We start from the raw sequence: 12,830 nt of genomic DNA, 5'->3' as shown, positions 1-12,830 counted from the left end.
CTTCACAATCTCGACTCGTACTCCGTGAGCAGGCCCCGCACGGTGTCGAGCCGCGCGTGGTTGGCGTCGATCTGCTCCACGGCCCTGTCCAACTCGACGGGCAGCCACGGTTCGGCCTTCGCCTGTACCTCGACGACCACACGGCGGTAGTCGTCGAGTAGCTGTCTCGCCTTGGTGCTGTGGGCGTGGGCGTCGACAAGCGAGTCGAGCGTCCCCGCGAGGAGGTGCCGTACCTGCTCCAGCATGGGACTAGAGCCGAGCCGAGTAGCTCTCGGCGGAGGAGATGCACGCGAGGATGGTGCTCTGCGTGCCCGTCACCGCCTGCAACGCCTCCGCGAGGAGGCCGTGTGCCTGGCTGATCTCCTCCTGCGTGCTGCCGGCGGTGGCCTGCGCCAGGGACTGCTGCGCCTCCTGGAGTGACTGAGCGGCCTGTTCCAGAGCGGCGATGCTGGCCGAGGCCTTCTCGTTCGCCAGGGCGATACCTGCGCGAATCTCGTCCACACCGGGCATGGCGAGCTCCTTCGAGCGAAGTCGGGTTGGGTTCTGTCACGCCGCATCCAACTTAGCGTGAGTGATCGACAACGCACAGCAGGTAGGTGGGGGATTCGAAGTGCGCTGATCAGGCGCGTGCGAGGACTCCGGACGAAGGCCGGTACGGACGACGAACGCCGGGCCCCTCGTGGCGAAGGACCCGGCGTCGTGATGCTGGCGGAGGATACGGGATTCGAACCCGTGAGGGCTGTTACACCCAACACGATTTCCAATCGTGCGCCTTAGGCCGCTCGGCCAATCCTCCGCGGAAGAGGGTAGCAGGCGCGCGATCGGCTGCTCGTCGCGGGCACGGCCCGGCTCAGGACGTCAGGGACAGGACGTTGTTCTTCGTGCTCGTGTTGGCGCGCACCGCCTTGCGCATCCGCTTCCGCAGCCGACGTGCGCGCCGGTCGTCCTCCGTCAGGGCGAAGGTGGCCGCCGTCGCGAGCCCGTACGCCAGGTGCGGCAGTACGTCGCTGAGCCAGTCCGACGTGCTCCACGTCCGTGGGTCGCTCACCCCCAGCGCCGCCATGGGAGCGTTCGAACCGACCATCGCCGCGACCGTCGCGACGACCCCGCCGACCAGCACCGGCGGACGCCAGCCCAGGCCGTGCAGAAGTCCGTAGCCGACCCCCACGGTGGTTCCCGTGACCATGCCGAGCAACGCGCCGAGGCCGGACTTGCGGCTCTCCTGTTGTTCGGCGTCGCCGGGGATCTTCGTCCCAGCGGCCTCGCTGAGCTTGTCCACGGTCTGCTGGGGCGTGCTGCTCGACGGCCGTCCGCGCAGTGTCATGTCCAGGTAGGTCGCGGCGTGCAGGGCGGTGGTTCCGGCGGCACCCGCCGCGGCGCCGCGCGCGATGGAAGACAACATGGCACCGGATTACCCCGGGCGGCGGCCGCGAACCGGTGCGATCGGGTCAGCCGTGACGCACGCCGGCCGTCCCGAGCACCTCCGTGACGAACTCGGTGACGTTCGCCGACGCGGTGGTGTAGTCGACCGAACGGGGGCTGCGGGTGAGGACGGCGACGAGCCAGCGGTCCGGCTCGGCACCCTCGCCGACGACCCCGGTCGTGTGCAGGACGCGGTGGTCGGTGCAGCACGCCCACCCTTGCTTCACCGCGAACGACAGGCCGTGCCGCAGGGCGGCGTCGGGGATGCCGAAGCGCTGGTCGAAGCCGTCGTGCCCCCGAGGCGTGGACGCCTGTAGTGCGGAGAGCACCACGTCTCGGGTGCGGGGAGGCGCGTCGCGTAGCAGGTGGTCGTAGACGGCCACCGTGTCCGCCGCCGTGGTGAGCGTGTCGCCCCACATGGCGGGCCGCTCGGGCGGGACGGTGTGGCGCAGGTCGAGTCGTTGCGCCCAGGACGTGACGAGCCTCGGGCCGTCGTAGCGGACCCAGAGCCGACTCGCTAGCGGGTCGTGGCTCGTGGCGAGCATGGTGTGCACGTCGGACGCGGGCTCACCGCGGTCCAGGGCCTCGAACGCCAGGAGCAGCTTCACCAGCGACGCGGACGTGAAGATCGCGTGCGGGGCGTGGGTCAGCACGACACCCGGGCGGGCGCGGTCGACGACCACCAAGCCCACGTCCTCGAAGCCGTGCTCGTGGACGACCTCGTCCGGCACGGACGCGACCGGCACCGCCGGGGCTTCGGCGACCGGAGCCGGTGAGAGCGGAGATGCCGAGGATGGCGCCGGGGATGGTGTCGGGGACGGAGCCGTCGAGGGAGGCTGCGTCGGGGACGTCGGTGTCTGGGACGGCGGTGTCTGGGATGCGGTGTCGACGGCGCAGGCCGCCACCGGAGCCGTCACGCCGACGACGGCGATGGCGGCGAGTCTCAGAAGCCGGCGAAATCCCGGCTCGCGCGTCGACATGCTCGGTGTCGTCCGTGGGTCATCGGGTGGGCCGCCCACCCGAACGTGTGTGACTCAAGCCACATGCCCCAGGGTGCGCGCGGAAGCGGCGCATGGCAACGACCGAGGCGTGCGTCCTGGCCCGTCGATCAGACCTCGTGTTCCTCGCGAGGGTCGGCGGCCCAGGTGGTGTGGAAGCTGCCGTCGCGGTCGACCCGGCGATAGGTGTGAGCGCCGAAGTAATCGCGTTGCCCCTGGATCAACGACGCGGGGAGCCGGTCCGCGCGGAGTGCGTCGTAGTAGGCCAGTGCCGTGGAGAACCCGGGCGTCGGGATGCCCAGCCGGACGGCGGTGCTCACCACCGACCGCCACGCGTCCTGCGCGTCCTCGACCGCGGCGCGGAACTCGCCGCTGGTCAACAGCGTGGGCAACGTCGGTTCCGCACGGTAGGCGGCGCGGATGTCGTCGAGGAACGTCGCGCGGATGATGCAGCCGCCGCGCCAGATGGCGGCCACGGACGCCAGGTCGATGTTCCAGTCGTACTCGGCGCTGCCCGCCTGGATCTGGTGGAAGCCCTGCGCGTACGCGACGACCTTGGACGCGTACAGCGCGTGCTCGACGTCGTCGGCGAAGCTTTCGGGCACGTTCGCTCTCACCGAGGAGTCGCGGGTGGGTCCGGCGAGGCCACGGGCGGCACGCCGCAGGTCCGTGTGACCGGAAAGCGAACGCGCGAAGGTGGCTTCGGCGATGCCCGTGATCGGCACCCCCAGTTCGAGTCCGTTCTGGACGGTCCAGCGCCCGGTGCCCTTCTGCTCGGCCTCGTCGGCGACGACGTCGACGAACGGCCTGCCGGTCGCCGGGTCGGTGTGCGCGAGGACCTCCGCGGTGATCTCGATCAGGTAGGAGTCGAGCCTGCCCGTGTTCCAGGTGCGGAAGATGTCGGCGATCCGGGGCGGCTCGTACCCGAGCGCACCCCGCAGCAGGTCGAACGACTCGGCGATGAGCTGCATGTCGGAGTACTCGATGCCGTTGTGCACCATCTTCACGAAGTGACCCGCGCCGTCGGGGCCGATGTGGGTGCAGCACGGCGCGCCGTCCACCTTGGCGGAGATGTCCTCCAGCAGCGGCCCCAGCGACTCGTACGACTCCGCCGAGCCGCCCGGCATGATGCTCGGCCCGTGCAGGGCTCCTTCCTCGCCGCCGGACACGCCCGTGCCCACGAAGTGCAGGCCGCGCTCGCGCAGCGCCGCCTCCCGACGTCGCGTGTCGGCGAAGTGCGCGTTGCCCGCGTCGATGACGATGTCACCCGGTTCGAGCAACGGCACGAACTCGTCGATGACCGCGTCGGTGGGTGCGCCCGCCTTGACCATGACGACGAGCTTGCGGGGGCGTTCCAGTGCCCGCACGAACTCCTGCGCGGAGTAGGTGGGGACGAAGTCGCCCTCGGAGCCGAACTGCTCGACGAGGTCCCGTGTGCGCTGCTCCGTCCGGTTGTGCAGGGCGACCGTGTGCCCGTGCCGAGCGAGGTTGCGCGCGAGGTTGCGGCCCATGACCGCGAGCCCGGTGACGCCGATGCTTGCTCTGCCCGTCTGCGAGGTCATGGCTCGACATTACGCGCGCCGGGCCTCTCGCGACGGTCGCGCAGCGTGGCCATCGGGTGAGTCGAAAGCCAGCCGGTGAGGTGATTTCACTCGGGCGGTTGAACGCGGTAACGTCATCGCGCCATGGCCAGCACCGTCACTTCCCGTCGCAAACAGCTCGGTAACGAGCTTCGGCATGCGCGCAGGTCTGCCGGAATGACCCAGCAGCAGGTCGCCGAGGTTCTGGGCTGCACGCAGGGGAAGGTCAACAAGATCGAGTCAGGCGCGGTCGGCGCGAAGCTCGGCGACGTGCGCAGGATGTTGGAGGCGTACGGCGTGACTGGCGACGAGGCCGAGACCTTGATCGACATGGCCAGATCGGCCGCGGGGCAGCGAGGTCGGTGGTCCGGCTACCGCTCCGTGGTGCCGCACTGGTTCCGCACCTTCACGGACCTGGAACCGGCCGCGGCCGAGATCATGACGTGGCACTGCGAGCGCATTCCCGGCCCGCTGCAGTCCGAGCACTACATGCTCAAGCAGTTCACCGAGTTCGGGGCCACGGACATCACGGCATTGGTGCGCAACCGGCTCGACCGCAAGGCCGTGTTCGACCAGCAGCAGCCGCCCTACTACCGGTTCATCATCAGCGAGGCCGCGTTGCGGCGAGCCCCGGGTGGACACGCTCCGGCGGTGATGCTCGACCAGATCGAGCACATGCTGGAGCTGGACCAGCGGCAGCGCGTGTACGTGCACGTCCTGCCGTTCGACGCCAAGCTGGCCTCGGTGCCCAACGACTTCACGATTATGAGGTTCCCCGACCGCACCCGGGACTTCGTCTACATCGAGCACTCCGCCGGCGGGCTCTACCTCGACGACATCAAGGACTTCCAGATCTTCGTCGACTCGTGGGACCGGCTGCGGGGCGCGGCCCTGGAGCGACAGGAGACCCGCCAGTTTCTCAAGCAGCTCGCTCAGGAGTATCGCGAGGCCCTCGACTGAACCGCGTCAGCGGCCCCCTAGGCTCGGCACAGGTAGCGCAGCGCCAGCGGGTCCTCCACGAACAGGAGAGACACGGGCTTCTTCCGGGTCGAGAGCTTGACGAGGTTGAGATTGAGTCGGTTGCGACGAGGCGTGGGTGTGTCGGCTTCTGATTCTTCGTTTCTCCACCGGCTCGCCAGCGGTCCCACGTCGAGTCGTACGGCCATGCCTGCTCCATCCCCCGGAGTTGTTGCCGATCTCTCAGGAGATCGACCCCGCTCGCGTGTGGTGATCCCTACCCGCTAGTAATAATCCTAGATCGTTAATAATCGTGTTGTCGACCCGCGGCGTCGAAAGTCGCACGGATGGACGCATCCGTTCGAGGGGTTTCGGGCTCTGCGACGACAAATGTCACTGAGGGCGACGACGGGGTGCGGAACGTTCGCACCGGGTTCGGAGGTAGGCGATGGTCGATTATGCCGGGAACGGGGACTATGACCCGTCGACGGCGGTGAGCTTGTTCGACCCAGGAAACTGGCGCAAGTCCTTCGCCAGTGAACCCAACGGGGGCAATTGTGTCGAGGTGAATCTCGCCGAGGACAAGGTCGGGGTTCGCGACACCAAGCTTTCGCAGAGTCCGGTGTTCGTGTTCGGCCACTCCGAATGGCAGGCGTTCTTGACGGCGGTGAAGGCGGGGCAGTTCGACCTGCCGCAACGCTGAGGCGCGCCGACGCGGCGACCCGGGCTCGATCCGCCTCGGCGGTGTGGCCTAGACTGAACGTGGACCCCCGCGGCGTCCACCCTGTGAACCTCCCCAGGGCCGGAAGGCAGCAAGGATAAGCAGGCTCTGACGGGTGCGGGGGTCCCCTTCTTTTCCTGCCCCCTTTTTCCTCCCGTCGGCGCGCGTGTCGTCGCGGTGGGGCGGTACCGGGCCGGTGGCACGCCATTGCCGGGACCGTGCAGGCTACGGGCCGAGCGTCGGGACCTGCCGGTACGCTCGCGTCGTGGCTTTAGCGCTGTACCGCAAGTATCGGCCGGCGACCTTCGCCGAGGTCGTCGGGCAGGAGCACGTCACCGAACCGCTGCGCACCGCGCTGGCTTCCGGCCGCATCAACCACGCCTACCTCTTCTCGGGGCCCCGCGGCTGCGGCAAGACGTCGAGCGCGCGCATCATGGCCCGCTCGCTCAACTGCGAGAAGGGGCCGACTCCGGACCCGTGCGGCGAGTGCGGACCGTGTCGGGCGCTCGCGCCCGAGGGGCCGGGCAGCGTGGACGTCACCGAACTCGACGCGGCCAGCCACGGCGGCGTCGACGACGCCCGCGAGCTGCGCGACCGCGCGTTCTACGCGCCCGCGGAGTCGCGCTACCGGGTGTTCATCATCGACGAGGCCCACATGGTCACGCCGCAGGGCTTCAACGCCCTGCTGAAGATCGTGGAGGAGCCGCCCGAGCATCTGATCTTCATCTTCGCCACCACCGAGCCCGACAAGGTGCTCACCACCATCCGGTCGCGGACGCACCACTACCCGTTCCGGCTCATCCCGCCCAGCGCCATGCGGGAGTTGCTGGAGCGCAACGTCGCGGCGGAGGGCGTGCCCGTCGAGCCCGCGGTGTACCCGCTGGTGATCCGCGCGGGTGGCGGATCGGCGCGTGACACCCAGTCTGTGCTCGACCAGCTTCTGGCGGGCGCGGGACCGGAGGGCGTCACCTACGAGCGCGCCGTGGCCCTGCTCGGGGTCACCGACTCCGCGCTCATCGACGCCGTGGTGGACGCGCTGGCCAATGACGACGCCACGAACGTCTTCGGCACCATCGACCGACTCGCCGAGGCGGGACACGACCCTCGGCGGTTCGCCACGGACTTGCTCGATCGCTTCCGCGACCTGATCCTGCTGCGGTCGGTGCCGGAGGCGGCGAACAACGGCATGGTGTCCGCGCCCGAGGAACAGATCGAGCGCATGGTCGGGCAGGCCGAGCGGTTGCAGCCCGGCACGTTGACCCGTTATGCGGAGATCCTCCACAACGGACTGTTGGAGATGCGGGGCGCCACGTCGCCGCGGCTGGTGCTCGAACTGCTGTGCTCGCGGATGCTGCTGCCCGAGGTCGCCGACGACTCCGGAGCCGTGCTCCAACGACTCGAACGGATGGAACGGCGACTCGCTGCCGGGGTCCCCGCCGCCGGGCAGCCGAGTGCGCCGTCGGCCGAATCGGAGACCCGGCCCGCGCCCGAGCGCGTGTACCAGCGACCGTCGCAGCGCGCGGCGGCGCAGCAGGAGCGGGCGGCACGCCCCGAGCGTGCGAGTGTCTCCGAGAGCCCGACGCGGCGTGCGGAGACCGCGGCCGCCCCGGCGCCTTCGCCCACCGCGCAGCCCGCACCCACTGCGCAGCCCGCGCCGGAGCGCCCGACGTCCGACACCGGGTCGGCGAGCGCAGGTGCGTCGGGAGCGGTCGACGTCGCCGGGCTGCGCCAGTACTGGCCCCAGGTGCTCGCGGCCGTGCGGTCTCAGAGTCGGAGCACGGAGGCGTTGCTCACGGGCGCCACGGTGCACAGCGTCGAGGGCACCGCGGTGACGCTCACGCACCCGGCGCAGCCGCTGGTGCGACGGCTGTCGGAGCCGCGCAACCTCGACTGCATCGCCCGGGCGCTCGGGCAGGTGGTGTCGGGCACGTGGAGCGTGCGGTGCGTGCACCCGAGTGCGTTGGCAGGTGACGAGCCGAGTGCCGCGCCCCCGGCCAGAGCACCACAGGCACGTCCCGAGCAGGGCAAGGCCCGCACCTTCCAGCGGCCGTCCGACTCCGCCGCGCGCGAGGGAGCGCGGGCACGGGTCACGACGTCGGAGCCCGACATCCCGCTGCCACCCGAACCCGACGACGAGCCCTACCCGCCCGAGCCCTCGGAGCAGGAGACCGAGTCGGTCGACCCGGAGACCCGGGCTCGTCGACTCATCACCGAACACCTCGGCGCCCGGCCCATCGACTGACCCGCCACGCCGCCGTGCGGACCAGGGCGCACTTCTCTTCAAGCCCGCGGCGGGCACTCGGAGGGCACGGTCACCGTCGGCGCCTGCGGCTAGGCTGGAACCGGCGCGACGACGTCGCCAGGCGGCGGACTCGGCCAGCGAAACAAGCACTCGACAACGAGACGATCGGAAAGCCACATCATGGTGCAACCCGGCGGCGGAATGCCCGACATGCAGCAGATCCTCCAGCAGGCGCAGAAGATGCAGGAGCAGCTCGTCGCGGCACAGGAGGAGCTGGCGAACGCCGAGGTGACCGGGAGCGCGGGTGGCGGTCTGGTCACGGCCACGGTCAGCGGGAGCCTCGAACTGAAGAACCTGACGATCGACCCGAAGGTGGTCGACCCGTCGGACACCGAGACGCTGTCCGACCTCGTGGTGGCCGCGGTGCGTGACGCGATGGGCAACGCGCAGCGGCTCACCGAGCAGAAGCTCGGCCCGCTCGCCGGTGGACTCGGCGGCGGTGGCGGCATGCCCGACCTCGGCGGCTTCGGACTTCCTGGATAACGGTGTACGAAGGCGTCGTTCAGGATCTGATCGATGAACTCGGGCGGCTGCCCGGCATCGGTCCGAAGAGTGCGCAGCGCATCGCCTTCCACCTGCTGGCCTCCGACCCGGCCGACATCGCGCGGCTGCAGGAGGTGCTCGGCAAGGTCCGGGAGGGCGTGCGGTTCTGCGAGGTGTGCGGCAACGTGTCGGAGAACCAGCGTTGCCGCATCTGCTCCGACGTGCGTCGCGACACGAGCGTCATCTGTGTCGTGGAGGAGCCCAAGGACGTCCTCGCCGTCGAACGCACCCGGGAGTTCCGGGGGCGCTACCACGTGCTCGGTGGGGCGCTCGATCCGTTGTCGGGAGTGGGGCCGGATCAGCTCCGGATCAAGGAACTGCTCGCGCGCATCGGCGCCGACGAGGTGTCCGAGGTGATCATCGCGACCGACCCGAACACGGAGGGCGAGGCCACCGCCACGTATCTCGTGCGGATGCTGAAGGACTTCCCGGGGCTGACGGTCACGCGCCTGGCGTCCGGGTTGCCGATGGGCGGTGACCTGGAGTTCGCCGACGAACTCACTCTCGGCCGGGCGTTGTCCGGTCGGCGTGCGCTCTGATCCTGTCGCCGACCGGGTGGCCGACGCGGTGCGTGGGTCACCCGCTCGGCTCGGCGGCGTGCGGCTGGTCGCGGTCGACGGGCCGTCGGGTGCCGGGAAGTCGACGTTCGCGCGTCGGCTCGTCGCGGCGCTACGAGCCCGAGGGGACGCGGTGGCCCTGGTGAGCACCGACGACTTCGCCACGTGGGACGACCCCGTGTCGTGGTGGCCGAGGCTCGCCGCCGTGCTCGACCGGCTCGCCACCGGGTGTCCCGGCTCCTACCGCGCATGGGACTGGACGAGCGGCCTGCCGCGTCCGGGTGCTGTGGTGGAGGTCCCCGTCCCCGATGTCCTCGTCGTGGAAGGGGTGTCGTCGGGGCGGGCCTCGGTGCGTCTGAGGTTGACGCGGTTGTGCTGGGTGGAGGGCCCCGATCGGGCTCGCCGGTTGGAGCGCGCGGTGGCCAGGGACGGCGAGTCGTGTCGACGACACCTCGAAGCCTGGCAGCGCTTCGAGGACGGCTGGTTCGCGGTGGACGACACGCGTCGCCACGCCGACGACGTCGTCCAGCCGGAGGACGGTGCGGCGGTCGTCGGCGCGTGACGAGGACGTCAGGGTTTCCTGGCGACTCCACCGGTCATGAAGCGCACGCCCATCGTCGTGGAGTCGGTGATGCTTCGGCGCGCAACGGGCGCCTCCTCGTAGTGGTATCGCTACACACCGTGACGTCGACCGTCGACTGGTCACCTGGTTGTCAGCAGTTATCCAACTGTGACGAAGCTGTGGGATGCAACCCTTTCGAGTGATGATCGCCGATCAGGTGACACGCGTCTGACACTCCGCGACGGCGCGAAATGCGAGGCCCAGAAGGTCTCGACCACTCTCGGCAAGATCCGCGACGGCTTGATCGAGTCGGCGATCGAGCGGCGTTCGGCGCTCCGACGACCCGCCGATGGGCGGTGTGAGGCCGGTTTCGGGGGCTTAAGTGAGCGCGCGATAACCGATATGGTCACCCACCATCCGCGTGCACCCTCTGTGGACGCGGCCTGAACCGAAGCCTTTGCTCAAGGGGGCCAACATGCTCCAATCACGGGTGGCTCGACCACGCCGCCTGGCTGTGCTCGGCATCGCGGGCGCGCTGGCGCTCTCGCTCACCGCGTGTGCCGAGTCCCAACGTGACGCCGCGGGCGGTGGCGAGGGCGGCACGTTCGTCTTCGGCGCCACGGGAGCTCCGTCCAACTTCGACCCGTTCTACGCCTCCGACGGCGAGACCTTCCGCGTGACGCGGCAGATGTTCGAGAACCTCATCGGCATCGAGCCCGGCACTGCCGACATCAAGCCCGAGCTCGCGAAGGAATGGTCGTCGAGCGAGGACGGCAAGACCTGGACGTTCGAGCTCCAGGAGGGTGTCACCTTCCACGACGGCACGCCCTTCGACGCCGAGGCCGTGTGCGCGAACTTCGAGCGCATGTTCAACCAGGAGGGCGCGGGGACGTCCCCGGCGCTGTCCTACTACTGGATCGAGAACTTCGGCGGGTTCGCCGACGGCAAGAAGCCGTCGCTGTACGAGGGGTGCGAGGCCACGGGCGAGCACACCGTGGAGCTGACGCTCACCCGCTTCACGGCCGACTTCCCGACCATGCTGACGCAGGACTCGTTCGCCATGCAGAGCCCCAAGGCGATGGACGAGCACAAGGCGAACGACGTCAAGGCCGAGGGCGACAGCTTCGTGTTCTCGGAGTACGCGCGTCAGCACCCGACCGGCACCGGCCCGTTCGTCTTCGACAGCTACGACGAGGCCAACGGCACCATCACCCTCAAGCGCAACGAGGACTACTGGGGTGAGAAGGCCAAGCTCGACCGCCTGATCTTCCGCATCATCCCGGACGAGACCGCGCGCAAGCAGGCCCTGGAGGCCGGCGAGATCGACGGCTACGACTTCCCGTCGCCGTCCGACTGGGACTCGCTGGAGAAGGCCGGCTACAACGTCGAGATCCGCGACCCGTTCAACATCCTGTACCTGGGCATCACCCAGAAGAACAACCCGGCGCTCAAGGAGTTCAAGGTCCGCCAGGCGCTGGCCTACGCGATCGACCGCAAGACCCTGGTCTCGTCGATCATGCCGGAGAACTCCGAGGTCGCGAAGCAGATGTATCCGTCCTCGGTCGACGGCTACGCCGACGACGTGATGGAGTACGAGCACGACGTCGACAAGGCGAAGAAGCTGCTGAAGGAAGCCGGACACGCCGACCTCACCGTCGAGCTCTGGTACCCGACGCAGGTGACGCGTCCGTACATGCCGAACCCGACCGCCATCTTCGGTGCCATCAAGGAAGACCTGGAAGAGGCGGGCATCACCGTCAAGCCGGTCAGCAAGCCGTGGGCCGGTGGCTACACCGACGACGTCGAGTCGGCGCGCGCGGAGCTGTTCCTGCTCGGTTGGACCGGTGACTACAACTCGCCGAACAACTTCATCGGCACGTTCTTCGGCACGACGGAGAACCAGTTCTACACCGGTGGTTCGCCGTGGGGTGACGAGCTGGCGGACGCGCTGCAGGCTGCCGACTCCACGGTCGACGCCAAGGAGCGCGAGGCCGCGTACCAGGACATCAACCGTGACCTGATGTCCGAGTACCTGCCGGCGATCCCGCTGACGCACTCGCCGCCCGCGTTGGTGCTCCGTCCTGAGGTGAAGGGTCTGGTCGCCAGCCCCCTCACCAAGGAGGAGTTCGCTGCCGTGACGATCGCGGAGTAGAAGCTGAGTCGTGCTTCGCTTCGCTCTTAGGCGAGTACTGCAGCTCGTACTCGTTCTGTTCGTTCTCTCGGTGCTGCTCTTCGCCTGGCTGCGGTCACTGCCGGGAGGGCCGGTCTCGGCCCTCCTCGGTGACCGCGGCACGGCGGAGAGCCGCGCGCAGCTGGCCCAGGACCTCGGTCTGGACCAGCCGATCTTCGTGCAGTACTTCGCGTTCCTGGGACGCGCGCTGACCGGCGACTTCGGAACGTCGCTGGGGGTTTCGCCAGGAAGGCCCGCGTTGGAGCTGTTCCTCGAACGGTTCCCCGCCACGATCGAGCTGAGCTTCGTGGCCATCGTCATCGCGTTGGCCACCGCGATCCCGCTCGGTTACCTGTCCGCCCGCCGCCGTGGTGGCTGGCTGGACAACATGGGCATCGTCGGCTCGCTCGTGGGCATCTCCGTCCCGATCTTCTTCCTCGCGTTCCTGCTCAAGTGGATCTTCGCCATCGAGCTGGGCTGGTTGCCCACGGGTGGTCGCCAGACCGTCGGCATCGACGCCACGAGAGTGACCGGCTTCTTCGTGCTGGACGGCATCCTGACGCAGGAGTGGGACGCGGCGCTCGACGCGCTGGTGCACCTGATCCTGCCGGCGATCGCGTTGTCCTCGATCCCGTTCGCGGTCATCTTCCGTATCACCCGAGCCTCGGTGCTCGACGTGTTGGACGAGGACTACGTGCGGACGGCCCGGTCGAAGGGGTTGGCCAAGCGGGTGATCCGCGACCGCCACATCCTGCGCAACGCGATGCTGCCCGTGGTCACGACCATCGGTCTGCAGACCGGCTCCCTGCTGTCGGGTGCGGTGCTCACCGAGACCGTGTTCGCGTGGCACGGCATCGGTGAGGCGCTCGCGCTCGGCTTCGAACGCAAGGACTTCCCCGTGCTCCAAGTGGTGATCATCGCCGGGGCGGCCTCCTACGTCCTGGTCAACCTCATCGTCGACCTGTCGTACGCGCTGATCGATCCGCGCATCCGGACGGCGCAGAAAGCGGGGGCGTGA

At 69.1% G+C, this 12,830-nt stretch carries 14 protein-coding genes, 1 tRNA gene and 1 other RNA gene; 9 read left to right on the top strand and 7 right to left on the bottom strand.

The window, feature by feature from the left end; all coding sequences use genetic code 11:
- Positions 1-2: 2 nt before the first annotated feature.
- From JAV51_RS17485 to gndA, 6 genes are all read right to left on the bottom strand, one after another.
- Complete coding sequence (locus tag JAV51_RS17485) at positions 3-245, bottom strand: hypothetical protein (RefSeq protein WP_197321825.1); 243 nt, start codon at positions 243-245, stop codon at positions 3-5.
- Positions 246-249: 4 nt separating this feature from the next.
- Complete coding sequence (locus JAV51_RS17480) at positions 250-510, bottom strand: hypothetical protein (protein ID WP_197321824.1); 261 nt, start codon at positions 508-510, stop codon at positions 250-252.
- Between the two features lie 196 nt (positions 511-706).
- Positions 707-796 (bottom strand) — tRNA-Ser (locus JAV51_RS17475).
- Positions 797-850: 54 nt separating this feature from the next.
- Positions 851-1,402 carry a hypothetical protein gene (locus JAV51_RS17470; RefSeq protein WP_197321823.1) on the bottom strand — a complete coding sequence of 184 codons (552 nt, stop codon included), beginning with the start codon at positions 1,400-1,402 and terminating at the stop codon, positions 851-853.
- A gap of 46 nt (positions 1,403-1,448) precedes the next feature.
- On the bottom strand, positions 1,449-2,168 hold the full coding sequence (locus JAV51_RS17465; protein WP_307845915.1) for a serine hydrolase: 720 nt from the start codon (positions 2,166-2,168) through the stop codon (positions 1,449-1,451).
- A gap of 362 nt (positions 2,169-2,530) precedes the next feature.
- Positions 2,531-3,982 carry an NADP-dependent phosphogluconate dehydrogenase gene (gndA, locus tag JAV51_RS17460; RefSeq protein ID WP_197321821.1) on the bottom strand — a complete coding sequence of 484 codons (1,452 nt, stop codon included), beginning with the start codon at positions 3,980-3,982 and terminating at the stop codon, positions 2,531-2,533.
- A 123-nt stretch (positions 3,983-4,105) separates the two neighbouring features.
- On the opposite strand from gndA, the gene JAV51_RS17455 reads away from it, so the two are divergent.
- Complete coding sequence (locus JAV51_RS17455) at positions 4,106-4,960, top strand: helix-turn-helix transcriptional regulator (RefSeq protein ID WP_197321820.1); 855 nt, start codon at positions 4,106-4,108, stop codon at positions 4,958-4,960.
- Positions 4,961-4,977: 17 nt separating this feature from the next.
- Here the strand turns inward: JAV51_RS17455 and JAV51_RS17450 are convergent, their stop codons facing one another.
- Positions 4,978-5,166, bottom strand: a complete 189-nt coding sequence (locus JAV51_RS17450) for a hypothetical protein (protein ID WP_197321819.1) — start codon at positions 5,164-5,166, stop codon at positions 4,978-4,980.
- 239 nt (positions 5,167-5,405) lie between these two features.
- On the opposite strand from JAV51_RS17450, the gene JAV51_RS17445 reads away from it, so the two are divergent.
- The 8 genes from JAV51_RS17445 to JAV51_RS17410 all read left to right on the top strand — a co-directional run bounded on the left by JAV51_RS17445 (position 5,406) and on the right by JAV51_RS17410 (position 12,830).
- Positions 5,406-5,660: a DUF397 domain-containing protein gene (locus JAV51_RS17445; protein WP_197321818.1), complete on the top strand. Its 255-nt coding sequence runs from the start codon at positions 5,406-5,408 to the stop codon at positions 5,658-5,660.
- Between the two features lie 56 nt (positions 5,661-5,716).
- Positions 5,717-5,813: signal recognition particle sRNA small type (ffs, locus tag JAV51_RS17440), an RNA gene on the top strand.
- 130 nt (positions 5,814-5,943) lie between these two features.
- Positions 5,944-7,920 carry a DNA polymerase III subunit gamma and tau gene (locus JAV51_RS17435; RefSeq protein ID WP_197321817.1) on the top strand — a complete coding sequence of 659 codons (1,977 nt, stop codon included), beginning with the start codon at positions 5,944-5,946 and terminating at the stop codon, positions 7,918-7,920.
- 180 nt (positions 7,921-8,100) lie between these two features.
- On the top strand, positions 8,101-8,463 hold the full coding sequence (locus JAV51_RS17430; protein WP_197321816.1) for a YbaB/EbfC family nucleoid-associated protein: 363 nt from the start codon (positions 8,101-8,103) through the stop codon (positions 8,461-8,463).
- A 2-nt stretch (positions 8,464-8,465) separates the two neighbouring features.
- Positions 8,466-9,062, top strand: coding sequence for a recombination mediator RecR (gene recR, locus JAV51_RS17425; RefSeq protein WP_197321815.1), 597 nt, complete (start codon positions 8,466-8,468; stop codon positions 9,060-9,062).
- On the top strand, positions 9,052-9,642 hold the full coding sequence (locus JAV51_RS17420) for a uridine kinase (RefSeq protein WP_197321814.1): 591 nt from the start codon (positions 9,052-9,054) through the stop codon (positions 9,640-9,642). The genes recR and JAV51_RS17420 overlap by 11 nt, the downstream gene beginning before the upstream one ends.
- Before the next feature lie 475 nt (positions 9,643-10,117).
- Positions 10,118-11,794: an ABC transporter substrate-binding protein gene (locus JAV51_RS17415; protein WP_197321813.1), complete on the top strand. Its 1,677-nt coding sequence runs from the start codon at positions 10,118-10,120 to the stop codon at positions 11,792-11,794.
- Between the two features lie 10 nt (positions 11,795-11,804).
- The gene (locus JAV51_RS17410; protein WP_197321812.1) at positions 11,805-12,830 is read left to right on the top strand and encodes an ABC transporter permease; all 1,026 of its coding nucleotides are present in this window, start codon (positions 11,805-11,807) and stop codon (positions 12,828-12,830) included.

This window comes from Saccharomonospora sp. NB11, from assembly GCF_015910535.1.
Taxonomy (GTDB): domain Bacteria; phylum Actinomycetota; class Actinomycetes; order Mycobacteriales; family Pseudonocardiaceae; genus Saccharomonospora.
This window is presented reverse-complemented; position numbering and strand designations above follow the sequence as displayed.

Bases quoted from the DNA above. Each gene is read 5' to 3' on its own strand.
- JAV51_RS17450 (WP_197321819.1), bottom strand. From the start codon at position 5,166: ATGGCCGTACGACTCGACGTGGGACCGCTGGCGAGCCGGTGGAGAAAC.
- JAV51_RS17430 (WP_197321816.1), top strand. From the start codon at position 8,101: ATGGTGCAACCCGGCGGCGGAATGCCCGACATGCAGCAGATCCTCCAG.
- JAV51_RS17485 (WP_197321825.1), bottom strand. From the start codon at position 245: ATGCTGGAGCAGGTACGGCACCTCCTCGCGGGGACGCTCGACTCGCTT.
- gndA (WP_197321821.1), bottom strand. From the start codon at position 3,982: ATGACCTCGCAGACGGGCAGAGCAAGCATCGGCGTCACCGGGCTCGCG.
- JAV51_RS17455 (WP_197321820.1), top strand. From the start codon at position 4,106: ATGGCCAGCACCGTCACTTCCCGTCGCAAACAGCTCGGTAACGAGCTT.
- JAV51_RS17470 (WP_197321823.1), bottom strand. From the start codon at position 1,402: ATGTTGTCTTCCATCGCGCGCGGCGCCGCGGCGGGTGCCGCCGGAACC.
- JAV51_RS17445 (WP_197321818.1), top strand. From the start codon at position 5,406: ATGGTCGATTATGCCGGGAACGGGGACTATGACCCGTCGACGGCGGTG.
- JAV51_RS17480 (WP_197321824.1), bottom strand. From the start codon at position 510: ATGCCCGGTGTGGACGAGATTCGCGCAGGTATCGCCCTGGCGAACGAG.
- JAV51_RS17415 (WP_197321813.1), top strand. From the start codon at position 10,118: ATGCTCCAATCACGGGTGGCTCGACCACGCCGCCTGGCTGTGCTCGGC.